The sequence below is a fragment of the Cupriavidus sp. 05T41 genome (assembly GCF_056396525.1).
This window is the reverse complement of the sequence record NZ_JBFTLQ010000058.1, coordinates 16,372-39,505: the sequence shown is the minus strand read 5'-3', so window position 1 is coordinate 39,505 and position 23,134 is coordinate 16,372. Positions and strand designations below refer to the sequence as shown.

20 protein-coding genes are annotated in these 23,134 nt (G+C 66.9%); 8 read left to right on the top strand and 12 right to left on the bottom strand.

Annotated features, from left to right (window positions below):
- Positions 1–38: 38 nt before the first annotated feature.
- The 6 genes from AC1DKV_RS28075 to AC1DKV_RS28050 all read right to left on the bottom strand — a co-directional run bounded on the left by AC1DKV_RS28075 (position 39) and on the right by AC1DKV_RS28050 (position 4,571).
- Positions 39–662 carry a hypothetical protein gene (locus AC1DKV_RS28075; protein WP_441623616.1) on the bottom strand — a complete coding sequence of 208 codons (624 nt, stop codon included), beginning with the start codon at positions 660–662 and terminating at the stop codon, positions 39–41.
- Positions 659–1,309, bottom strand: coding sequence for an SCO family protein (locus AC1DKV_RS28070; protein ID WP_477138457.1), 651 nt, complete (start codon positions 1,307–1,309; stop codon positions 659–661). Before AC1DKV_RS28070 ends, AC1DKV_RS28075 begins: the two co-directional genes overlap by 4 nt.
- Before the next feature lies 1 nt (position 1,310).
- Positions 1,311–1,919 (bottom strand): c-type cytochrome, encoded by a 609-nt coding sequence (locus tag AC1DKV_RS28065; RefSeq protein WP_477138456.1) that lies wholly within the window; start codon positions 1,917–1,919, stop codon positions 1,311–1,313.
- 22 nt (positions 1,920–1,941) lie between these two features.
- Positions 1,942–2,544, bottom strand: coding sequence for a cbb3-type cytochrome c oxidase subunit II (locus AC1DKV_RS28060; RefSeq protein ID WP_477138455.1), 603 nt, complete (start codon positions 2,542–2,544; stop codon positions 1,942–1,944).
- Between the two features lie 3 nt (positions 2,545–2,547).
- Positions 2,548–4,161: a cbb3-type cytochrome c oxidase subunit I gene (locus tag AC1DKV_RS28055; protein ID WP_477138454.1), complete on the bottom strand. Its 1,614-nt coding sequence runs from the start codon at positions 4,159–4,161 to the stop codon at positions 2,548–2,550.
- Between the two features lie 248 nt (positions 4,162–4,409).
- Positions 4,410–4,571, bottom strand: a complete 162-nt coding sequence (locus AC1DKV_RS28050; protein WP_441623626.1) for a hypothetical protein — start codon at positions 4,569–4,571, stop codon at positions 4,410–4,412.
- 141 nt (positions 4,572–4,712) lie between these two features.
- Between AC1DKV_RS28050 and AC1DKV_RS28045 the strand changes: the two genes are divergently transcribed.
- The 6 genes from AC1DKV_RS28045 (at position 4,713) to AC1DKV_RS28020 (ending at position 10,097) form a co-directional block, all read left to right on the top strand.
- Positions 4,713–5,117, top strand: coding sequence for a hemerythrin domain-containing protein (locus AC1DKV_RS28045; RefSeq protein WP_441623628.1), 405 nt, complete (start codon positions 4,713–4,715; stop codon positions 5,115–5,117).
- Between the two features lie 51 nt (positions 5,118–5,168).
- Positions 5,169–6,380 (top strand): NnrS family protein, encoded by a 1,212-nt coding sequence (locus AC1DKV_RS28040; protein WP_477138453.1) that lies wholly within the window; start codon positions 5,169–5,171, stop codon positions 6,378–6,380.
- Positions 6,381–6,445: 65 nt separating this feature from the next.
- Entirely contained in the window at positions 6,446–7,507 is a 1,062-nt protein-coding gene (locus AC1DKV_RS28035; RefSeq protein ID WP_477138452.1) for an SLAC1 family transporter, read from the top strand.
- 94 nt (positions 7,508–7,601) lie between these two features.
- The gene (pdxR, locus tag AC1DKV_RS28030; protein WP_477138451.1) at positions 7,602–9,026 is read left to right on the top strand and encodes a MocR-like pyridoxine biosynthesis transcription factor PdxR; all 1,425 of its coding nucleotides are present in this window, start codon (positions 7,602–7,604) and stop codon (positions 9,024–9,026) included.
- A gap of 158 nt (positions 9,027–9,184) precedes the next feature.
- Positions 9,185–9,622, top strand: a complete 438-nt coding sequence (locus tag AC1DKV_RS28025) for a carboxymuconolactone decarboxylase family protein (RefSeq protein ID WP_441615752.1) — start codon at positions 9,185–9,187, stop codon at positions 9,620–9,622.
- Between the two features lie 16 nt (positions 9,623–9,638).
- Complete coding sequence (locus tag AC1DKV_RS28020) at positions 9,639–10,097, top strand: cupin domain-containing protein (RefSeq protein ID WP_477138450.1); 459 nt, start codon at positions 9,639–9,641, stop codon at positions 10,095–10,097.
- Positions 10,098–10,180: 83 nt separating this feature from the next.
- Here AC1DKV_RS28020 and AC1DKV_RS28015 read toward each other — a convergent pair whose 3' ends face one another.
- Together AC1DKV_RS28015 and AC1DKV_RS28010 are read right to left on the bottom strand one after the other, a co-directional pair.
- On the bottom strand, positions 10,181–10,618 hold the full coding sequence (locus tag AC1DKV_RS28015) for a carboxymuconolactone decarboxylase family protein (protein ID WP_441615755.1): 438 nt from the start codon (positions 10,616–10,618) through the stop codon (positions 10,181–10,183).
- Positions 10,619–10,778: 160 nt separating this feature from the next.
- Positions 10,779–11,303 (bottom strand): RrF2 family transcriptional regulator, encoded by a 525-nt coding sequence (locus AC1DKV_RS28010; RefSeq protein ID WP_477138449.1) that lies wholly within the window; start codon positions 11,301–11,303, stop codon positions 10,779–10,781.
- A 283-nt stretch (positions 11,304–11,586) separates the two neighbouring features.
- On the opposite strand from AC1DKV_RS28010, the gene AC1DKV_RS28005 reads away from it, so the two are divergent.
- Together AC1DKV_RS28005 and AC1DKV_RS28000 are read left to right on the top strand one after the other, a co-directional pair.
- Positions 11,587–12,798: a globin domain-containing protein gene (locus AC1DKV_RS28005; protein ID WP_477138448.1), complete on the top strand. Its 1,212-nt coding sequence runs from the start codon at positions 11,587–11,589 to the stop codon at positions 12,796–12,798.
- A gap of 153 nt (positions 12,799–12,951) precedes the next feature.
- A complete protein-coding gene (locus AC1DKV_RS28000; RefSeq protein WP_441615761.1) occupies positions 12,952–13,608 on the top strand; it encodes an acyltransferase in 657 nt (218 codons plus the stop codon).
- A 44-nt stretch (positions 13,609–13,652) separates the two neighbouring features.
- On the opposite strand, the gene AC1DKV_RS27995 is transcribed toward AC1DKV_RS28000, so the two are convergent.
- The 4 genes from AC1DKV_RS27995 to AC1DKV_RS27980 all read right to left on the bottom strand — a co-directional run bounded on the left by AC1DKV_RS27995 (position 13,653) and on the right by AC1DKV_RS27980 (position 23,130).
- The gene (locus AC1DKV_RS27995) at positions 13,653–14,888 is read right to left on the bottom strand and encodes a hypothetical protein (protein WP_477138447.1); all 1,236 of its coding nucleotides are present in this window, start codon (positions 14,886–14,888) and stop codon (positions 13,653–13,655) included.
- 156 nt (positions 14,889–15,044) lie between these two features.
- Positions 15,045–19,532, bottom strand: a complete 4,488-nt coding sequence (locus AC1DKV_RS27990) for a CDP-glycerol glycerophosphotransferase family protein (protein WP_477138446.1) — start codon at positions 19,530–19,532, stop codon at positions 15,045–15,047.
- A gap of 135 nt (positions 19,533–19,667) precedes the next feature.
- Entirely contained in the window at positions 19,668–21,086 is a 1,419-nt protein-coding gene (locus tag AC1DKV_RS27985; protein ID WP_477138445.1) for a capsule biosynthesis protein, read from the bottom strand.
- Positions 21,064–23,130, bottom strand: a complete 2,067-nt coding sequence (locus AC1DKV_RS27980) for a capsular polysaccharide biosynthesis protein (RefSeq protein WP_477138444.1) — start codon at positions 23,128–23,130, stop codon at positions 21,064–21,066. Before AC1DKV_RS27980 ends, AC1DKV_RS27985 begins: the two co-directional genes overlap by 23 nt.
- Positions 23,131–23,134: the final 4 nt, after the last annotated feature.

Here is a 23,134-nt window from a genome sequence, read left to right as displayed (position 1 = left end):
GCGCGCGCATGCCTCGCATACCCTGGATGGGCGCCTTGCTAGACCGCGGGCTGATCCGCCTTGCCCGCGGCCCAGGCCAGCAGCCAGATGCCCAGCAGCCCGGAATAGATGGTCAGCCCCACGCCCGCGACGCGCTGGTCGGCCAGCAGGTAGCTGGCGCAAAGCCGCTGCTCGCTGTCGATGAACAGCAGCCCGATGGTGAGCCCCATCCAGACATAGTTGCCGCCGAAGAACAGCACCAGCGGCCATGCGCCGGCCCCCACGCCGATATGCGCCGCCATGCCGGCCGCCAGCACCAGCACGTACTTGGCAGCCAGCGTGGCCGGTTCCAGCCGGCTCAGGTCCAGCGCGATAGGCAGCATCCATGCGCCGTAGGCCAGCAGCGCAAACGCCAGCAGGCTCAGCAGATAGGGCCGCAAGGCCGCCGCGACGCGCTCGCGACGCGCGCACGGCAGCAGCCAGGGCAGCGCCCAGCCGGCGCCGGACAGGCCCGGCAGCAGCACCAGCATCTGTAGCGTCATCGAGCCTTCGAGCAGCGCATGCACGCGCGGGATGCACAGCGCACCGCCGGCCAGCGCCAGCGCGGCGGCGAGCCAGGCGCGGCCCGGCACGCGCGCGGCGAGCTGGCGCAGCCAGGGCACCTGGGCGACCGGCGCGGTCATCGCACCCTCCCGCGTGCGAAGTCGTAGGCTTGCTGGTAATCGGCCAGCGCGTAGACGGCCAGCACGCGGCCCCGGGCATCGGTCACGTGCAAGCCGCCGTTGTGCTCGAAGCCGCCCAGGCCATCCGGGATAGCGATGACATCGGCATCGTGCAGCAGCGCCCGCATGGCAGGCGCTGCGAGCGGGGMCGCTACCTGCCAGCCGGGCAGTCGCGCACGGTGTTCCCGCGCGTAGCCGGCCAGGCTGGCGGTATCGTCGCGCGCGGGATCGAATGAGAGCGAAACCAGTCCGATGCGGCCCTCCATGCCGTCGGCGCGGATGCGCGACTGCAGTTGCGCGAACTCTGAGCCGAGCGCGCGGCACACGCTCATGCAGCGTGTGTAGATGAAGTCGACCAGGTAGAGCTGCGCGCCCTGCCCTGGCTGCACGCCCGCGCCGAACAGCCGCGTGGTCTGGCCGAGCTGGTTGCGCGTATCGATGGCGGGCAGCGCCAGCGCGTGTTGTCCGATGCGCTCCGCGCGGCGGTCATCGAGCGTCCAGGCGGTGAAGCCGAAGGTGAGGTAGTGCAATCCCGCGACGGCCAGCGCCAGCACCAGCAACAATGCCAGTGCCGGCCCCGCGGCTGCCGGCCGTGCGGGCGACATCATGTCAGCCGCCCGGCGCGCCCAGCCCGGCGTCGCCGTCGAAGGGCGCTGTCATGGCGGCGGTTTCGGCGCGCGCGGCCTTGACCGTGTCTGCCGTCACCGGCGGCGCGCTGTTGCCCCACTGGCCGCGCACATGCGTGAGCACGGCGGCAATCTCGGCGTCGTTGAGCTGGTMGGCGAAGGCCGGCATGGCGCCGTTGTACGCGCTGCCCTTGACGGTCAGCTTGCCGGTGATGCCGCGCAGGACGATCGCGGCTGCCTTGGCATCCTTGCCGTTGACCCATTCCGAGCCGGCCAGCGGCGGGAACACGCCGGGCAAGCCCATCCCGGTGGCCTGGTGGCACGCCACGCAGCGCCCCTGGAAGATGGCGGCGCCGTCGACGCTGCCGCCGGCCGGCTTGCCGCTGCCCTGCAGGTCGGCGACGGTGCGGCGGTCACCAAACTCCGGCGGCTGGTCGATCGGCGCCACGGCGATATACCAGGCGCCCCRGGCCACCAGCCCCGCCACGATGGCCAGCACCACCTTGGGAATCGGCGTGCGGCTCTCGTGGGGATCAGGGTTCTCGCGCGAGCGGGCTGCCGCGGCCTGGCGCTTTTCCGATGGGTTGTCCATCTGTGTATTCTCCGGGACGCGGTTACTGGGCTGGCTTGGCGGGCGCCGGCGCCGGCAGCACGGCGCCGGTACGGTTGAGCGACTGCAGGTAGGCGACCAGGTMGAGCGCGGTCGCCGTGGCCACCACCACCTTGCCGGGCGGGTTGAAGGCTTCCGGCAGCGCGACCACCTTGTCGCCCTGCTCGGCCTTGTCCTTGATGTCGAACATGAAGGGATAGCTCGGCATGATGCTGCCCGGCACATAGGCGCGCGGCTGGTACAGGTGGCCCAGGTGCCAGTCGGCGCTGGGCTGGCGCGCGCCGATATTCATCAGGTCGGGCCCGGTGCGCATGGTGCCCAGCAGGTGCGGCTTGTCGTAGTAGTAGTCGCCGGCCACCGCCACGCGGCCCCAGCCGCGCTTGGCGTCCGGTGCGAACGAAGCGTCGCGCGGCTGCTGCGAATGGCAGTAGACGCAGCCGTTGGCGATATATACCTCACGCCCGCGCAGCTGCGCGGCGGAGTACGGCTTGACGCCTTCGGTGGGTTTCACATCCCTGAGCTGAAGGTAGGGAATCACGACCAGGGCGCTGGTTGCCAGGGCAAGCATGACCATGCCGCCGGCCAGCAGGGCTCGTTCATTGTTCACGTTTCAAGCTCCCAGTGCCCGCTTGCGGCCTTGATGGAACAGAGCGGGCCGGTCCCGGTTCGGTCCCAGGCCAAGAATTGCGCATACGAAATTGGTGACGAAGAAGAGATGGCCGAGCAGCATCATGCTGMCGCCGAGCGAGCGCACCTTCAGGTAGGGGATGGTGACGCTCACGGAATCCATGAATGGCCTGGCGGCGTCCAGCATGGCCGTGCCCTGCAGCCAGCCGCCGATGGACAGTCCCACGAAGTACACGCCGATGCCGCCCGCGGCCAGCCAGAAGTGAGCGTAGATCATCCAGCGGTATGGCCATTCGCGGCCGGTCACGCGCGGCACCATGAAGTAGATCGCGCCGAAGAAGGCAAAGCTGACGAAGGCGTACAGCCCCAGGTGGGCGTGCGCCACGGTGTAGTGCGTGAAGTGKGTCACGCGGTTKACCKAGCGCAGGGCCTCGAACGAGCCCTGGGCCGAGCTGAGCGTGTACATCATGCCCCCGAAGGTCATGAAGCGCAGCGTGGGCGAATCGATCAGGCGGTGGAAGTTGCCGCGCAGCGTCTGGTGCTGGTTGATCGAGAACGCGATCACCGGCACCAGCATCATCATGCTCTGCACGATGGACAGCGTGATCAGCCAGCCAGGCACCGGGCCGCCGATCAGGTGATGCCCGCCGACCTGGCCGTAGAAAAAGGCCAGCGCCCAGAAGCCCAGCAACGACAGGCCGTACGACTTGACCGGCTGGCCGATGATMTTGGGCAGGAAGTAATAGATCGAAGCCAGCGCCAGCGGCGTGTAGAACAGGCCCAGCACGTTGTGGCCGAACCACCAGTTCATGGTGGCCTGCTCCACGCCGAAGTGCAGGCCGGGGAAATTGGCCACCAGGAACAGCACCGGGAACCAGAACAGCGCACAGCCCATGTACCAGACCGAAACGTAGAGGTGRTCCACCTTGCGGTTGACCAGCGTCAGCACCAGGGGCATGCCGACCAGCGCGCCGCCCGCCACCAGCAGGATGTCGACCTGCCAGGGAATCTCCAGCCATTCCAGGCCGTCGGAGATGCCGGCGGCGATGCTGCCGATGCCGGCGATCAGGCCCGCGTTCCACAGCGCGGYGCCCAGCACCGCGTATTTCGCGCCCTGCAGGCGTGTCTTGAGCAGGCGCGGCAGCAGGAACAGCGCGATCGACAAGCCTGCCATCGGTGCCCAGCCGTAAGCCACGGCATTCAGGTGGATGGTGCGGATGCGGCCGAAGGACAGCCAGGGCACCTGCGCCAGCAGGTCGGGCTCGTGCAGCTTGACCGAGGCGGTCAGCCCCGCCATGGACGCGACCACCAGCCACACCATGGCGCAACAGATAAACAGGAAGACCACGGGTGCCGACGATTCATCGGCGATATCGCGCGACGAATCGTGCTCCGCCTCGTGGKCAGCCCTGTACGCGTGCGCGCCCGACTGGTCGGAGGCAGGGTCTTCCGACTGCCCCGCCTCCCCGCGGTCGAAGATCACGTTCGCCGCGGCCGGCGAGGTATCKAACAGGCCCTTCTGCATGCTCCAGATAAAGGCCGCGAGCGCGACCACCGAGAGCAAGAAGGCGGATAGCAGGATAGCGATGGTGTTCATGGGACGATCGGTTGCTGCCGCACTTAGCGTATGGCGACGGTTGCCGGGCATGCGGATGCGCCCGCCCTGTGGGTGGCAATATTGCGGACATGCAGGCGGCGCCCGGCGGCAGCCTGCCCTCCGTTAATTCATCCCGGCATGCAGGCATGCGCAGACGATGATCAAACTTGGTTCTTTTTTTGCGAAAGGGCTGGCACAGGCGGGAAACGGCTACGCCTGGGTGCGCCACAGGCCCCRTCCCGTGCAGATTAGGTCCTCGATGGCTTGGCCGCCATAGCCAGTTTTCGGATTTTTCTGGTAACCACCTGTGGGGCCGCTTCGCTGCAGTGCTTGCTGGCATTGCCGGGAATGGCTTGCCCGGCAATGCCGCGGCGGATCGTCGCGCCCGCTGCCTGCCAGTCCTTTTGCATGGCCCGATTCGCACGCCGTTTTTTATGTTGCATTTGAAATGCTTGTTTTATAGAATCGTTGTCAGGTTGCTGCGCCGCACGATGCAAAGACACCGCGTGAGCCCGCCGCAACCGCGATAAATACGACAAGGAAGAAGCGCAATGACCTCGCTGATCGACACCATGCTGGACGAGCACCAACGCATCTTCGCCATGCTCGACGAACTCCATGCCCTGGGCATCGGCTCGGATGCCGGCAAGAAGAAGCTCGTCGAGCTGCGCCAGCTGGTGGTAGCCCACCTGGCGCGCGAAGATCGCCGCCTCTATCCGCCCATGCACCGCCATGCGCAAACCCAGCCGATCGCGCAGGAATACGAGGCGGAGATGCATGTCATCTCGCGTGAGGTGCTGGCCTTCTTCGATAGCTACCGGCAAGGCGGCGACAAGCTCGAGTTCGCACGTGCGCTGGGTCGCACCGTGTCGCGCCTGCGGGCCCGCATGACGCGCGAGGAGATCCGCCTGTACCCGGCCTTCCGCAAGCATTGCGAGGAAGCCGCCACAGCCTGAGTTCCCCGGCATCCCACGGGGATACGTAACCCGACATTCTGCGAGGCGCCCATGCAGCCCCTGCTCCAGACCCAGCCACCCGCCAGCCGCTCCCCTGCCGGTMCCGGCGGCCATCCCGTGCTCGCTCTTGCTTTCCGGCCCTTCTACCTGCTCGCGGCTGCCTTCGCGGTGGTCTCGGTGGGCCTCTGGGCGGCCATCTACCTGGGCTGGTGGCCGGGCGGCGCCGCGCAACCGCCCATGGGCGGCATGCTCTGGCATGCCMATGAAATGGTGTTCGGCTTTGCGGCGGCGGTGGTGGTAGGTTTCCTGTTCACGGCGGGCAAGAACTGGACCGGGCTGCAAACACCGCGCGGCGCGCTGCTGGCCGCGCTGGCGGCCGTCTGGCTGGCGGCGCGCGTGCTGATGTGGACCGGACCGGCGCCGGCCGCGGTGGTGCTGGACCTGGCTTTCCTGTTGCTATGCGCGGCCAGCTTCCTGCATGTATTGGTGCGCGCCGGCAGCAAGCGTAACTACGGCCTGGCCGGCGCCATGTTCCTGCTGTGGGCGCTCAACCTGGCGTTCCATGTGGCCCTGGCGCGGGGTGCCGCGCACGTGGCGCTGCAAAGCGCCGACGCCGGCATCGGGCTGGTGGTGGTGTTCATCACGGTGATCKGGGGGCGCGTCATCCCCATGTTCACCGCCAATTCCGTACCCKGGGTACGGATCCGCCGCTCTTCGCTGGCCGAGCGTAGCGTGGTGCCGCTGACGCTGGCCGCGATGGCCGCCTGCGCGCTGGCCCCGCAAGGCATCGCCACCGCCGCGATCGCGCTGCTGGCGGCCCTGGCCCAGGCGGTACGCCTGGGCGGCTGGGGCTCGCGCCATACCCTGCGCACGCCGCTGACCGCCATCCTGCACCTGGCCTACGCCTGCCTGCCGCTTGGGCTGGCGCTGCTGGCCGCCGCCGCGCTGGGCTGGGCGGACCGCTCCACCGCGCTGCACGCGCTCACCGTGGGCGCCATCGGCTGCGCCATCATGGGCATGATCACGCGCACGGCGCTGGGCCACACCGGCCGCAAGCTCGAAGCGCGCGCCATGGAAACGGCCGCCTACGCTTGCATCGCCGCGGCGGCCCTGCTGCGCGTGGCCGGGCCGCTGCTCTTGCCGCAGTACAAGGCGTTCTGGATCGGCTCGGCGGCGGCAGCCTGGATGGCGGCATTCGCCCTCTACCTGTTCAAGTACGCGCCGTTCCTGACGCGGCCGCGCGCCGACGGGCGCGAGGGCTGACGCCTGCCCCACGGCCAGGGAATCTCCGCACTGGAAGTACGTCAGTACGCAAGCAAGCCGCCCCCATGTCCCACGAACCGCTCCACCCGCCAGCGGCCGGCATCGCGCCGGCCTGTGCCGCCAACGAACCCGCCGTCCCGCACGCTGCCGCCATGGCGCCGCCGTTGCCGGCCGCGGCCTTCAGCATCGTGCTGGGGCTGGCCGTGATCGGCCGCGCGTGGCGCCACGCCAGCACGCTGTGGCAGATGCCGCATGCCATCTCCGAGACGATCCTGGCCTGCGCGGCACTGCTGTGGGCGGGGCTGCTGGTGACCTATGCCGCGCAGCTCCTGCACCGGCGCGGCGCCCTGGAAGCAGAATTCGCGCATCCGGTACGGGGCAGCACGCCGGCCCTGCTGGCCATCGCCACGCTCCAGCTGGTGCCGGCGCTGCTGCCGTATTCGCCGGCCGGCGCGTGGCTGCTGGCCGTGGCCGGCATCGGCTGGCACCTGGCCTTCGCCCTCTGGCACACCGGCAGGCTGTGGCAAGGCGGCCGCGATCCGCGCGACACCACGCCTGCGCTCTACCTGCCCACGGTGGCCGCCAACCTGGCCAGCGGCGCCACGCTGGGCGTGCTCGGCCACGCGGACTGGGGCTGGTTGTTTGTCGGGGCGGGGACCTTGTCGTGGCTGGCGCTGGAATCGCAGGTGGTTGGCCGGCTGCTGCAGCACGAGGGCATGCCGGCCTCGCAGCGGGCGCTGCTGGGCATCCAKTTCGCGCCGCCCATGGTGTGCGCGGCCGCATGCCTGGCCGTAGCCCCRCAATCGGCCCACTCGCAGTGGATCCTCATGCTGCTGGGCTACGGCCTGTTCCAGATGCTGCTCGGCCTGCGCCTGTTTCGCTGGCTTGGCGAACAGCCCTTCCACCACTTCGGCTCGTGGTCGTACACCTTCGGGCTGGCCAGCGCCGCGGTMGGCGTGCTGCAGCTGGCCCTTGCCGGCGTGCCGGCGGCGCGCGCGCTGGCCGGGCCGTTCTTCCTGGCATGCAACCTGGTCATCGGCTACCTGGCGCTGCGTACGGCGGGCCGCTTCGCCGGCAGCCTGGCGCCGCGCGCCGCCGCGCCCGCCGGCGCGGGCAGCGCTGGATGAAGCACAAACGACGATGCCCGTCCGGGGCAAGTGGAAAGCGTCCGGACTGGCTCGTAGAATCTACGAAATTCCTTGCGCCTCAGGTAACCAGTAAATGGATGTCCATTTGAATATTCACGGCCGGCAAGGGCTGGCCGGCCAGCTCTACCGCCAGTTGCGCGCGGGCATCGTCGACGGCCGGCTGGCGCCGGGCGAACGGCTTCCGTCCACCCGGGATCTCGCTACCAGGCTCGGCGTTTCGCGCAAGACCACGCTCGATGTCTTCGAGCGCCTGATCGCCGAAGGCTACCTGCGCTCGCGCGCCGGCGACGGTACCTTCGTGGCGCCCGAGATGAGCCGGCTGGCGCATCCACCTTCGCCGGCATTCCCGAGCCCGGGCTCGGGCTCGATCTGGGAAGAACTGCCGGACGCCCTGCCGCACACGGCACCGGGCGCGGCGCCTGCCTTCGACTACGTCGGCGGCGTGACCGACAAAAGCCTGTTCCCCTTCGACAAATGGCGCAGCTGCGTGGGGCACGCACTGCGGGTACAGGCACGCGGACGAGGCGCCTACCGCGACCCCGCCGGCGAGCAGGAACTGCGCCTGKCGGTGTCGCGCTACCTGGCTTTCAGCCGCGCGGTGGTCAGCAACTGGCAGGATGTCATCGTCACGCATGGCGCGCAGCAGGCCATCGACCTGCTGGCCCGCGTGGTGAGCCGCCCGGGCGACGTGGTGGCCGTGGAAGACCCCGGCTACCCGCCCGCGCGCATCGTCTTCTCCGCCGTGGGCGCACGGCTGGCTTATGTGCCGGTGGACGCGGACGGGCTGGTCGTGGACGCGCTGCCGGACAATGCGCGCATCGTCTATGTGACGCCCTCGCACCAGTTCCCGCTCGGCATGGCGATGAGCCTGGAGCGCCKGATGGCGTTGCTGGAATGGGCCCAGCGGCGCGGCGCGCTGGTGGTGGAAGACGACTACGACGGCGAATTCCGCTTCATGGGCCGGCCGATGGAGTCGCTCAAGAGCCTGGACAACGCCGGCGTGGTGGCCTACGTGGGCAGCTTCTCCAAGACCATCTTCCCCGAGCTGCGGATCGGCTACGTGATCCCCCCGGCCCCGCTCGGCAACGCCATGCGCCGCGCCAAGCAGGCGGGCGACTGGCACAGCTGCACCATGACCCAGACGGCGCTGGCCAAGTTCATGCTCGACGGCTACTTCGCCAAGCACCTGCGACGCATGCACAAGGAATACGCCGCGCGCCGCGAGGCCCTGCTCGCGCACCTAAACGGCCCGCTGGCGCCGTGGTTCACGGCCCATGCGCCAGCCGCGGGGATCCACCTGGCCGCCCACCTGAAGACGGGCGAGGACGAGCGCGCGCTGATCGTGCGCGCCGCGGCGGCCTCGATCGGCCTGTACGGCATCTCCGGCATGTACGCCGGGCGCCAGGCCGAGCCGGGGCTGCTGTTCGGCTATGGCGGCATCGGCGTCGCCGACATCCATGCCGGCATGGAAAAGCTGGCCGGCGTGATGGCGGCGTGATGGCGGCGTGAGGGCGGCCGGCACGTGGTCCGTGTACCGCCCGGYCGCGCCACTGGTTACCTCAAATTACAGAAAACTGGCTCTTTTGAATAGCCAGTACGCGTCCTAATCTTGTTCCTGTCGCGCCCCATCCCGGCGGCGCAAACGAGGAGCAAAGCATGGAACAACGTCTCGACTTCTACAAAGCCAGCCCCGCCGCCATCAAGGCCCTGATCGGCCTGGAAGAGCGCATCGCCAAGAGCGGGCTGGAAAAACCGCTGGTGGAACTGGTGCGCCTGCGCGCCTCGCAGATCAACGGCTGCGCCTACTGCGTCGACCTGCATACCACCGACGCGCGCAAGGGCGGCGAAGACGACCGCCGCCTGGCCACCCTGTCGGTCTGGCGCGAAACCCCGTTCTTCAGCGAGCGCGAGAAGGCCGCGCTGGCCTGGACCGAGGCCGTCACGCTGGTCTCCGAAAGCCATGTGCCCGACGCTGCCTGGGACGCCGTGCGCCCGCACTTCGACGATGCCGAACTGGTCGACCTGACACTGCTGATCTCCGCCATCAATAGCTGGAACCGCTTCGCCATCTCGTTCCGCAAGCTGCCGGCCTGAGCGGGAGACGCCGATCATGACCCGTTCGAACAGCGGGCGGGCGATGCCCCGCCTCATCATCGCCGCCTTCGTGCCGGCCATGCTGGCCCTGGCCGGCGCCGGCCAGGCCCGCGCCCACACGCCGGACGGCAAGCCCGGCCACGCCGAGGAAAGCGTGCAGCCGGTAATGAAGCAGGCGATTCCGGAAGCAGGCGGCAAGAACGTGCTGCTGGCCACGGTCACCTTCGCGCCCGGCCAGGAATCCACGCCGCACGTCCATCCAGGCTCGATCTTCGCCTACGTGCTCGAAGGCTCAGTGGTGTCGCAGCTCGGCGGCGAGCCGGCCAAGACCTACGCCAGGGGCCAGAGCTGGTACGAGCCGCCCGGCGCGCAGCACCTCGTCACGCGCAACGCCAGCAAGACCAGGCCGGCCAGGTTGCTGGTATTCGCCATCRCCGCCGAAGGCGAGCCGATCAAGCGCCCGCTACCTCAGTAAGCCGCGGGAACGGGCTGCGCGCGGGGGAGCCGCCGTCCGGCCCATCACGCCCGCGCATCGCTTGCCTGCCGCCCTCGCCACGCCTAGGCGGGCGCGCGGCGGAACGCGATACCGAAGCGGTTCAGGCTATTGACCGCCGTGACCAGCAAGGTCAGGTCCACCATCTCCCGCTCGGAAAACTGCGGCCGCACCGCATCCCAGACCTCGTCCGGCACATGCGTGTCGGCCACGCGCGTCACCGCCTCGGCCCACGCCAGCGCCGCCCGCTCGCGGTCGGTATAGAGCGTCGTCTCGCGCCACACTTCCAGCAAATCGATCCGTATCGCCATCTCGCCGTCCTTGCGTGCTCGCGCGGAGTGCAGATCGATGCAATAGGGGCAGCCGTTGATCTGCGATACCCGCAGGCGCACCAGGTCCGCCAGCGAATGCTCGAGCCGGTAGCGCTCGCTGCGCCGGTCGAGGCGAAGCAATAGTTCGGTGCTGGTCCGGTTGGCCCGGTAACTGTCGAGGCGCAATGCCATCCCTGTCTCCCCTGCGCGGCCCGGCCGGACGGCCGGACCCATGGCACAGCCTAGTTTCGGCTGGCCGCGTCGACAATAGCCATTTGGTGGCCATTTGGTGGCCATTTGGGGTAGCCAGTGCCAGCTGCCCGCGGCACCGCCGCCCGGCAGGCGGCGCCGGCTAGGCGGGACCGTTCTCGCCGGGCACCGCCGGCGCGGCGCGCGCCTTGCGCGTCACGCTCTTGACGGGAATGCCGACCACCGTGTCCGCGCCGTCGGGGCCAAGCGCCCGGCTCAGCGCCGCGGGCTTCTCCACCAGGTCTTGCAGGCTATAGGAGTCCAGCACTTCGAAGTAGGCCCGCAGCGCCGCGGAAAGCACCCCGCGCAGGCCGCACACGCGCGTGATCACGCAATGGTTGTCGTCGCCCTGKAAGCACTCCACCAGGCTGAAGTCCGACTCCATGGTGCGGATCACCTCCCCCACGTTGATCTCGGCCGCKGGCCGGCCCAGCTCGATGCCGCCCGCGCGCCCGCGCACGGTGTGCAGGAAGCCAGCCTGCCCAAGCTTCTGCACGATCTTGATCAAGTGGTTCTTGGGAATGTCGAACGCATCGGCGATACGCTGGATGGTGACGAGCTCGCCCGGGTAGACCGCGACGTAGATCAGGGTCCGCAGACTGTAGTCGGTGTAGTCGGTCAGTCTCATGGAAAGTGCTCCTCCGCCGTGCGGATCGTGATGCGATTTGCGTGGCAGCCAGGAAGCGCCTGCTGCGGGCGTTGCGCCCTCGGGTGACGGCAGGCGCAGTCTAACATGGACACTTCATGCATCTTTTGCAATGCCGCAAATTTATGTTGCACAGCAAATGCATGTTTAATAAAATGGGTTCCAGGGCGTCGCGAACAGATCGAGATCGCACGCCACCACCGCCCAACGTTGCGGACCCATTCGTCTTATTTGTTGCATTAACTGTATATCTTTGGAGGTTGCCGTGCTGTCCGAAAAATCGAGACCCCTGATCGATGCGAGCGTACCCGTCCTGCGGGAACATGGCCTTGCCATTACCACCACGTTCTATCGCAATATGTTCGCCGACAGGCCCGAGCTGACCAACCTGTTCAACATGGGCAACCAGGCCAATGGTTCGCAGCAGCAATCGCTMGCCTCCGCCGTGTTCGCCTATGCCGCCAACTATGGCGACAACAGCGCGCTGGCCCCCGTGGTCAGCCGCATCGTGCACAAGCACGCCTCGGTCGGCATCAAGCCCAGCCACTACGCCGTCGTCGCCCGCCACCTGATCGGCGCCATCGGCGAAGTGCTTGGCGACGCCGCCACGCCCGAACTCGTCGCCGCCTGGGACGAAGCCTACTGGCTGCTCGCCGCCGAACTGATCGCCGCCGAGACCCGCCTGTACGAGCGCGCCAACACCGGCCCCGACCATCGCCAGCCGGTACGCATCATCGCCCGCGAAGAACAAAGCGCCGACATCACATCCTTCACCTTCGAAGCCGTCGGCGGCACCACGCTGGTCGACTTCCTGCCCGGCCAGTACATCTCCGTGGTGGTGGAACTGTCGCACGGCGTCTTCCAGCAGCGCCAGTACAGCCTGTCCGACGCGCCCAACGGCCGCACCTGGCGCATCTCCGTCAAGCGCGACCGCGGCGACGGTGCCGACCTGCCCGCCGGCGCGGTCTCCAGCTGGCTGCACGACAACGCCAAGGTAGGCGACGTCCTGATGGTCAGCCAGCCCTTCGGCGACTTTGCGCCCAGCATCGAGCCCAGCACCCCGATCGTGCTGCTCTCCGCCGGCGTCGGCGTCACGCCCATGATCTCGGCGCTCAACGCCGTCGCCCAGCGCAACCCCGCCCGCAAGGTCGTCTTCGGCCACGCCGCGCGCATGGTCTCGCACGTCGCCCATATCAAGGACGTCAGGCACGCCGCACGCCAGTTGCCCCAGTTGCGCACGCACTTCTTCCTGGAATCCGGAGAGCAAGCCGAGTTCCTGGCCCAGCCCGCCCTGCCCGGCCGCATGGACATCGACGCCATCTTCGCCGGCGACGACCTCGCCGACGCGGACTTCTACCTCTGCGGCCCGCTGCCCTTCATGCAGGCGCAACKCGCCGCGCTGGAAGCGCGCGGCGTGAAGGCCGAGCGCGTGCACCGCGAGGTGTTCGGGCCGGATCTGCTGGACGGGTTGTTGTAAGGGGATGGCCCGGGCCGATGCTGGCGATGGCCGGCTACGGCGCGCAGGCAATTTTCGGAACGATCCAGGCGGCGAATCAAAATTTTCCGACCATCTGCCCGGGGCATCCAGCATCTAATCGGGAGACCAGAGGACACCAAGCCAGATCTCCCGATGCGAACACTTACCAGACTTGAGAACTACCAGGACGACGCCGGCAACACAGTACGCTACGAGAAGACCTTGGATCGCGGCGTCAAGGTCCTGTTCAGGGGACAGCACAATACGCTGGTCGTCAAACCTGACGCCCTGCTGCCGGGTCTGACGATCATGTTTGACTGCGATCATGGGTACTGCGAAATAGGCAACAACGCATTCAAAGGAACAATCCGCGTCGGACACTACAGCAAGGTCGCCATAGGCGACCACGTCACGTGTACTTCGGACTGCTATATCTCGACCGCCGAGTATGCAACCGTTGCCATTGGCAATGACTGCATGCTCGCCTCCGGCATCGAGATCCGGGCCGACGACGCGCACCCCATCTTCGATGTCGATAGCGGCGAGCGTATCAACCTCCCGCGCCCCATCCACATAGGCGACCATGTGTGGCTGGGCGCGCGCTCCGTGGTTCTGGGCGGCGCGCAGATCGGAGACGGAAGCGTCATCGGGCTGGGTAGCGTGGTCAAGGGCACGATCCCGAACAACTGCGTGGCGGCGGGTATCCCCGCCAAGGTCATTCGCCGCAACTGCGCCTGGGAGCGACCCCACCTGACCCTAAGCAAGCCGTACTACAAGCCGAATGTGCATGCCGTCGACAAATCTCCATAGTGGCATCGCACCAAGGACGATTGAGGCGGGCGCCGTTGTCCTTCTTACGGCGTGCCGGCCAGCGGGGTCTTCACCAAATGAACCAGGCCCCCGCTCGTGAACAGGCGCAGCAAATGCGTACCGGCGGGTCCTTGCACATCGACCTGCGCAGCCGACATCATCGCGCTGGTTCGCGTCACGCCCTGGCAATGGATCCGCAGCGACACCCTGTATTCGCCCGCAGGCACCTCCGCCAAGTCCACGCCCTTGTGCTGGTAGGTGCAGAACCAGCCCTTGTCGTAGTTGACGAAGCCGCCATCATAGAGTTCGCGTGTCAAGCCCGGCCGATTGKCCTTKGCAAGCGGAATCTCGATGTCGCCAGGGCCGCCGTGGAGTATCAGAAAAGAAGATATGTCCTGGTACTCGCCACAGCTAAGGCCACGCAGCACGGCGACACCTTCGGGAAATAACCTGCCGCCCTCGATGCGGACGCGCCGCAGCGCGGCGATCGGCGTCACCTCCGGATACGTCGGTGGCCCGGCATCGTCTCCGATCATCTCCGTATAACCAAAGCGCGGTACGGCGCCCGCCGCCAGGCTGTAGAAGATGCCGAGCAGCAGCGGGACATTATGCTGGGTGACCTGGTTGTGCTCGCGCACCAGGCGCGAACGCGAGACCAGCAGGTTGAAGTTCGAGCATCTGACAAAGCCGCCYAGGTTCGGCACGATTTCCGCGGCGAACTGCGGGTCGGACGGCGAGGTCAGCAGGTAGACGTTCTTGTTGTCGCAGGCGGCGCCGGCGAGCGCCTCGGGCAGCAGGCGATCCAGCACCCGGACCTTCTCCTCATCCGCCTCCCCCATCATATGGGCGGCCACGACGGGCCAGTTGCGCGCGATATACGACCCGATCCGAAACTGCGGCACGGTGGCAACAATGTTGTCGAACCCGTGCTTCATGCCGAAGTACAGAGCKGCTGAGCCTCCCTTGGAAAATCCCGCCAGCGTGCACTGGTTCTTCGTGAGCCCAAGCTCGTCGAGCACGGCGTCGATCAGCGCGAATACCGCCGCCTCGATGCTGAAATCCATGTCCTTGCACACGTAGTACGCACAATGGCCGTCAAACTGGTCCTTGATCCACAATACGTCGGCCGGACAGTCCTGCAACGCGTGCTCGAAATCATAGGTGAACTCGCCAAGCCCGAAGCCGGAAAACACCACGATGAGATGCCTGGCATCGTACTTGCGGCGCTTGCGCCTGAAGGTGACCTCGATGCCGTCCACCATGCGCTTCTGCTCTTTCATGTCCTGTCCTCGCAAAGTTTCCAGTTCCTCCCACAATTCCACTACGCCGCCATCCCGGCTCGCACGCTCTGGCGGCCGCTGCCGGATCGAGTCATCCCGCGGCAGCGCCTCCCGGCTGCMGGACGCTTCCCGCCCCGGACTTGCGCCATGTCGCCTTCACGCCCGTTTCATCGCGCTCAACAGGTTGGAGGCGTTGAGCTGGTCCCAGCTGTGCGCGGGTGCCTCGTCGGCGTGAAACCTGAGCAAGGCAGACCAGCTTGCGGCCGCTTCGCTCCAGTTCCTCGTAAGCTGAGCGACTTCCGCGCGCAGCAGCCACTCCTGCGCGCAATTCGGTCCCCGCACTCCGCGCCGGCGCAGAACCTTCATGGCGTCCTCCACGCGACCGGTCATGCGGTATGCCCGCGCCAGCCGGTACGGTGCCACCTCGGKCCCGTCGAGCAGCGACTTCCAGACCGCGACCGCACGCTCCCAGTCACGGCGGGCGAGAGCGAGTTCGCCGTCCTCCATCTGCATCGCCGCGCTATCGGGATAGTGCGCCAGCAGAATCGACAGCACCGCCCGCGCCTTGTCGAACTGATTCTGATAACGCAGCGCCCGCAGATAGGCACAGGCAACGGCTTCCGGCATTACCGCCGCGTCCGGGAACGCTTGTTMGAATCCCGCGACGGCCTTCGACCATGACTTGCGGTCGAATGCCAGCATCGCGCTTTCCAGCTGGCACACGGCGTCGCCCGGGGACTGTCTCTCGCCCGCCAGCAGCTGTGCCTGTGCCGCGTCCGGATCCCCCATGTTGCGGTAAGCCCGCGCCAGCAGCCCACGCAAGCCGAACGATTTGATCTCTGCATCGGCAAGCCCGTCGATCTCATTGCGCAAGCACGCTATGAGCGCGGGCCAGCGCTGTTGCTGCGCAAGCACACCAGCCTGGTTGCCAATCCGGAACGCCAGCGGCAAGCTCTCTGCGATCCCTGGCTCCCCCATCAGGCACGCCCAGCGCTCGCCACCGGGCGGAGCCAGCCGTGCCACCAGCCGCCATTCGTCCAGCGTCCGAGCTCGCGTGGCCTGCGGCGCGGCCAGCGCCTTCCATGCCTGCTCCGGCTTCCCGCCGGCCTCGTACGCCTGCGCCAGCCTGCAGGCAACGTCTTCCACGTCCGACTGCACCGCTTGCCAGGCCTCGACCGCCTCGTCCCAACGCTGCGCCGCCATGGCCACCTCGGCATGTTCGACACGCAGTGCGGCACTGTCGCGGCGCCGCGGCAGCAAGAGCGCCACTGCTTCACGCGCGGAATTGATCTTGCTGCTCTTGCGCAATGCCTGGACGTAGCGCACGGCAAGGCTGAGCGGCATGTCAGCAATGTCGGGGAAAGCCAGGGCGATCTGACGGGCAGCTTTCTCCCAGTTGCCCCGCACGCTGGCCAGGCGGGCGATCTCGCAGCGGCAGGCCGGATCGCTCGCGGTATGCTTTTCGTAGGCGACCAATTGCTGATGCGCGCGGTCGAAGTTCTTCTCGTGCCGGTAGGCCTGCGCAAGCACCAGATGGGGTTTGTAGCGCCGGAGTTCCGTGAGCGAGAATGCCGGCATTGCCGATCGCAGGGCCTCGGCCGCCTGCCGCCAGTCACCGCCCGCCGCGTGGGCCAACGCGCGGCACAGCAATTGCATGTGTGCAGAAAGCTGGCCATAGGCCGGGGAAGACAGAAGCCGGGCCGCCTCATGCCCCCGGCGTTGCGGCACATGGCAGATCAACAATCCGGCCAGTGCCGATGCATCGTCTGCGACCAATGCCTGCCACGCCTGCGCGGCGGACGCCCAGTCGTGTTCGGCGGTAAGCAGTTCCGCCCGCTCGCGCCGCCCGGGCGCTGAATGGATGGCATCGCCGGCGGAATCGGCCTCGATAACCGCTCGTGCCCGGCCCAGCTTGCCTTGCTCCCTGAGCGCCTGCGCCAGCGCTAGCCGTGCGGCGGCGCGCATGCTGCCGCAGTMGTGCTGTAGCAACGCCGACCAGCGTTGCTCGGCCAACCGCCATCGCCTGCCTGCGCTGGCCTGCGCGGCATAGCCCCGCAACGTGTGCGGATCGGCCTGCGCTTCGTCATAGGGCTGGTCCAGCGCCACCACCGCCTGATAAGTCCGCTCGCAGTTGCGGCCGTCCCGAAACGGAAAGGTCGCGTCGATCCGGGCGCTGACCTCCGGATCCGGCCGGCATCCGCTGGCCAGCATCCGTCCCAGTGCCTCAAGCAGCGCCGCCTCGCTGACGGCCACCGGGCCGAAGCCGTCGCGCCGATAGTCGAAGTAGCCCGGCGCATAGGTATGCAGGCCGGAAAATATCTCATCCTCGTCGAACTGGTAGTAGATGGTGGGCTTGCCCTGTACCGCCATGTCGAACGCGACCGAGGAATAGTCGGTGATCATGAGCGACGCCGCACCAAGCAATGGCTGGATGCCGGCGGCCGCATGCCCGATCACCTTGACGAAGGCGGGTATGTGGAATTGCGCCATGTACGGCTGGATATTGGCATGCGGGAAAAACACCACGGCGTAGCCATACTGCTCGCTGAGCCGGCGCAGCGCCTCGCTGCGCAGCAGGCCGCMCCATGCCCTGGCAAAGCGTGTCTCGGAAAAATCGTGATTGAGGCCACGCGCGCTGCCGGCCACGGTGGACTGGCCCACGACGCTTTTGCGCCAGGTCGGCATGATCAAGATCATCTTGTCCTCGCGCGCGCAGGACAACAGCTTGTCATGGCGCGGCAGCCCGGTCAGCACCACTTCCTTGCGTCCGTACTTATAGCGAGAGCCATCCCCGGCGATGGACTCGTACTCGAAGCGGCTCGTGGTGACGAAGCAGTCGATCCTGCGCTTGCGGTTCAGCCAGCCCGACAGGTCGTCCTTGATGACACCGTGCTGGAGAAAGACGAAATGCTTGCCGTCCAGCGTCTTCGGCCCGAGGTAGTCGGTGACGTAGACATCCGCGTGGGAACTGATCAGCTTGGCGCAAGTGCGCAGCGCCCGCTTGTGTTCCTCGCTGCCGAAGGCCAGGAGCCGGAACCCGTCCTGCTGCAGGCGCCGCCAGTCGTGCGAGTCCTTGCGCAACACGAAATAGGCTTCGCGCTCCGGGCGCGCGTGCAACAGATAACGGTAGAAATGCTCGGCATTGTCATCGGCCTGAATGTCCCGGTCCATCACCAGCCAGGCCCCGGCATAGGCGTTGCCGCTATCCGGCTTCGCCGCAGCCGCCGCGAAATGCTCAACGATGGCGCTTGCCGGCACGCCGTCGCGGTGCTGCGCACCAGCCAGGTTGATGCGCGCCTGCTGGTCGCCCACATGCAGCCTGAGCGTACCCGTATCCCGAGGCAGGTGGATCCACAACCGCCGCTCGCAAACGAAACTGCTGTTCACGAAGTCGTGCCCGACGGACTTGGCGAAGGCCGGAATCCGCTCCACGCCGTCCAGCGTGACGATCTCGACATCCTGCGCATGGCAGAAGTAACGGATCTGGACCTGCCTCTTGGGGGCATCGAACGATTCGACATAGGCGATCTGTTGCTGCGGCGGCAAGCCCTTGAAGCACGCAAGCATGCCCACCTTGTGATAGAACCAGCAGCCGGCCAGCTCGAAATCCTGGATGGTCTTTCTGTCGATATGGCGAAATACTGCGCGGACCAGTTCCTCGAAGCGCGATTTCTGCTCGGGCGAGAGGAACCCGACGACGTCGGGTCGATCGACTATCTGGCGGACATACCAGACCATGTCGTAGACGATCGTCCTCTGCACATGGACCGGAACATGGCCCAGTTCCCGCATGCAGGTTTCCAGCAACTTGAGATAGCCGTTCTGGAGCACGGCTCCGTAGCGGCCGGGATGGGTCCACGAGGAATCCAGCGTGGAGCTGCCGTCCTCGCGCTTGCGATAGTAGTAGATCGCTTTCGGCAGGAATCCCACCGTTCCTTGTCGCAAGCTKGCGAGGAACAGCCCGATAAAGAGGCCGTCCTCGAAGTTCGGCCTGACGGACTCGTCGAACGCCAACCCGGCTTTCCTGATGTCCTGTACCGAAAAGATCGACGAGCTTGCCGACAACTGGAAATTCTTCTTCAGGTCATGGTGGTCCAGTATCTGCTCGCCTGCGGCGAAGCGGTAGCGCAGCGGATGCGTGTCGCTGTATTGCTTCCCGCTCTCGTGATAGAAAACCAGGTTGCACGCGACCATCTTCACGCGGCTGTTGCGATGGCGGTGCAGAAAATCATCGGCTTCKAGAAAGAAGCGAGAATCGACGAAATCATCCGGATCGAGAAACGTCACCCAGTCCGTCCGGACATGCTGAAGCCCAAGGTTGCGGGCCGAAGCCTGGCCGCCGTTTTCCTTGTGGATGTAGCGGATGTTGCCCGGATACCGCCTGCGCCATCTTTCGATGCTCGTGGCGGAGTCGTCGGTCGAGCCGTCGTCCACCACGACCACATCGATATGGCGGATGAAGTCGAGTTCCTGATTGACCAGGCTGGCGAAATACTCGTCCAGGTACTTGCCCACGTTGTAGACCGCCGACACAACGGTGTACCGGTCGTGCCCGGGCTGGCGCCTCGGCTGCACGAGCCCGAGGTCCCGCATGTACTTGCGCATGCCGCGCGCCCGCTTCAGATACATGTCGACGAAAAACAACCTCGGGTCCCGCCGCAACTTCCTCAGTTTCCTATTGATCATTTCTCTTACTCAAGTCTTTCTGGCTTCCCCGCCGATGCCGAGCCTCGCTCGGCTCCCCGTCCCGTTTCCAAATTCCCGTGCCGGGCCGCGCGGCTATCCGATGCCGGGCAGGATCTCCCTTGCCGGCCCGCTCAGCAGATCCAGTATCAGCAGGCTGGCCAGGCACCCCAACTGCGCGCCGAGCCGTCTCGTCCGGGCGGCGGGCACCGCGTATTCATCCAGCGTCGTGTCCGCGTAGAACGAGGAATTGATCTGCGAGGCATAGGCCACGTATCCGCGCAGCCGCTGGCAGGCGGCCACGTCGACCTGCCTGGACGCCGACCAGAACTGGTCCAGCGCGCCCTGGAAGGTCACGCCCTCTTTTGCATAGAAGCAGCGCCCCAGCGCKATCACCGGCACACCGTGGAAAAGCGCCTGCAAACMAGTGGTCGAGTTGATCGTCACCAGTCCCCGGCAACGCTGCAGCAACGTCGGCAAGTGCGCATCATGGACATAGCGCACCCGCCCTTCCACGCCAAAGCKGCGCGCGCAACTGCGGATCGTGCCCGCATAGTCCGTATGGCCACGATCCATCGGGTGATGCTTGAAGACGAGCACGCTGTCCCGCGGCGCATGCCTGGCGAACGAGAACATCGTCCACTCGATAAAATCGCCTACGCGCCGCCACGGACTGGCGGCGCGGATCTGGCTGTCGTTGTAGACCTGCAGTGCCACGACGAAGAATGGCTCCGGTTCGCCCGAAAACAGGTGTCGCACCTGAGGCCGCTCAAGCCACCGGTACGCATGCTTGCGGTATCCGGCCCTTATCCAGCAAGCCAGTTCCCTGATGCCAAACGGCTTGTGATGGCGGTAATGCGKATAATTCGCGGAGGCGACCACGCCGGCGGCGAAATACCAGAACGAGTACCAGGCCATCCAGGCGAAGGCATGGCGGAAGTGGCGTCCCGCAGCGGGCATCCGCACGGCCGGCATCTGCTGCGCCCGCATCGGCGCCAGCCCCGAGCGCGCGTTGACGCCACCGGCTTCGAGCGTGATGTGGTCCGGCCGGATATAGCCTTCTTCGAACACCCAGAAKGCAATGCCTGCCTGCGCGGCAGCGCGCGCGGCGATGCGGTGCGGACGCCGGCAGTCACCGAACGCTATGACGGCATCGATGCGCTTTTCCCGCAGCGTGGCTTGCAGGAAACCTGCCAGCGACGCCATGGCCCCGCGGAAGCGAAGGACGTTGCGGCCGCGGTAAAAGAGGTCGTCGCCACCGTTGAAATTGACTTTCCAGACTTCGCAGCCCGCAGCGGCGAGTTGATCCCGCAAGCGCGCGAAGAACGGCCCGTTCGGTCCCTGCAGCAGCAGGATGCGACGATACTGCGCCAGCCGCTGGAAGGCAGCCCGGGCGGGCTGCGCCTGCGCACCGCCTGAATATTCTCTCCCTGACCGAGATGCATACATAGCTTTACTCCMCATACTTGCTGCCACCGGAATCCCGCACCGGCTACCATCCACCGCGATAGGCAAACCTGAATGTCTTCGCCAGTTCACGTGCCTTGCGGCACTGCCGCCAAAGCCAGTGGCTGCCGATCGCCCGCGGGCCCCGCGAGCGCTCCGCCAGGTGTGCGACCACGTCCTCGGCCGCGCAGAAGCCGTCGATGMCGGGMAGGCGATAACGCGGATAGCAGCACAGCGCGACATAGACCAGATGCTCCACCGACAGGCGGCGAGACCGCCGGGATATCGCCAGCCTGTCCACCGTCAAGCCCCAGCCTGCATAGAACGGCTGCCCATGGCAATGCACCTCCTTGCCATGCAGCAGGGCTTCGAATCCGGCCAGCGATGTCATGACATGCACGGCGTCCGCTGCCTGGATGCAGGCATTGATGCTTGCCTGCGCGGCGGTCTGATCGGCCAGCGCGTGCAGTTCATCGGCATCGATGCGGCCCGGGCGATTCCCGGCCACCACATCGGGATGCGGCTTGTAGACAATCCACGCCTGCGGGTTTTCCGCGCGCACCGTGGCCAGCAGATCTCGATTGCGCTGGATCGCCGGCGATCCGTCCAGCAGCGATGCGTCGCCTTCCACCTGCCCGGCCACGAGCAGCACCTTGCGTCCGGCGCTCTGCGGGGTCAGGGAGAAGCCCCCGCMCACGTTGTACTTGCTGATACMTTGGCGCACCAGGCTTTCACGCAAGCGCATCGCCCGCAGCCACTCGGCCTCGCCGAGCGCGACCGTGGCCAGCATGGTTTCGAGCAGGCACGGCTCCCGCGGGTCGTAATGGATGCCCGGCCCGTCCAGCGCCAGCGATAGCGGGCCGTGCAGGTCGGAGCCGAGCCCGGMGGAACGGACGAAACCATCCTCCACGCGCAATACGGGAATGGCCGCCGCGGCCGCATATGCCCGCAGTGCGGGATTGCGGCTGCCCCACACCACAAGCCGCGCGCCGGCCGGCAAACGCGCAATCTGATCTTCTGCAAGATCCCGGGCAAACTTCAGCCGGCTCGACGGCGTATCCAGGAAGCGCCGGACCATGGCGCGCTTCCACGCGCTCATGCCGACGCAATAGAACGTGCCCCGGCACTGCTCGTTCGCAGCCTTGTTGCGCGCCAGCCATTCGATGGCGTCGAACAGCGTGGCGGGGCGGCCGCTGACAGGATGGGCATAACGCGCGTAGCGCAGGTAGGCCGCCAGGAACAAATGCGCGAGCGGACGCTGTCCGTCGCGGCCCGCGCGCCGCGCGCGCAATGCGGCGCCCTCCGGGTGCCGGTCGTCCGTGAGTCCCCAGCCCGCGTACCACGGCTTGCCGAAGCAGACGACGGATTTTCCGAGCATCAGGGCCTCGAAGCCCATATGCGATGTAACGACATAGACGCGGTCGAACTGCTCGATCAAGGAGAGCGGACAACAATCCCGCGCCAGCCAGCGTATCCGCGAATTCTCGCTGCTGCCTTGTGCGAGATAGCCTGCCTTGTGCCCGGAGACGACCTCCGGATGGGTCTTGACCCAAACCTCTGCCCCCGGGTCGTCGTCGAGCGCCGCCCGCAGCATGGCCGCAAACGTCTCGGCATCCGCGCCGCCCAGCAACACGGACATGTCGCCATGCGTCTGGTCCACCACCAGCACGCGCCGCGACACGCTGCGCGGTGGCAGGGAGAACACCGGCGCATGGTTGTACTTGGAAAGCCGGTGGCGCACCACCAGGGCAAGGCCGCGCTGCGCCTCGGCCAGCGCCGGCTGGTCTGGCGCGGTGTCGCGGATCAACAGTTCGAGTTGCGACGGCTGGCGAGCGTCGTAGTAAATGCCGGCCTCGTCCACCACCAGCGACAAGGGCGCCTCCCGGCTGCCCGGCGCGACCGAACGCAGGAAGCCATCCTCCAGCGCCAGGTATGGCAGCTCCAGTTCCCGCGCCAGCCGCACCGCCCGCTGCGCGCTGGGCCGCCTGCCCCAGCCCGCTACCGCGGCGAGCGCGCCGGTTTCGTGGCGCCGGCGCAGCACGGCACGGCATGGCTTGCCGAGAAAAGCCGCCAGGTGGGGAATCATGAGAATCCCGGGCGAAACGATGCCCACGCTC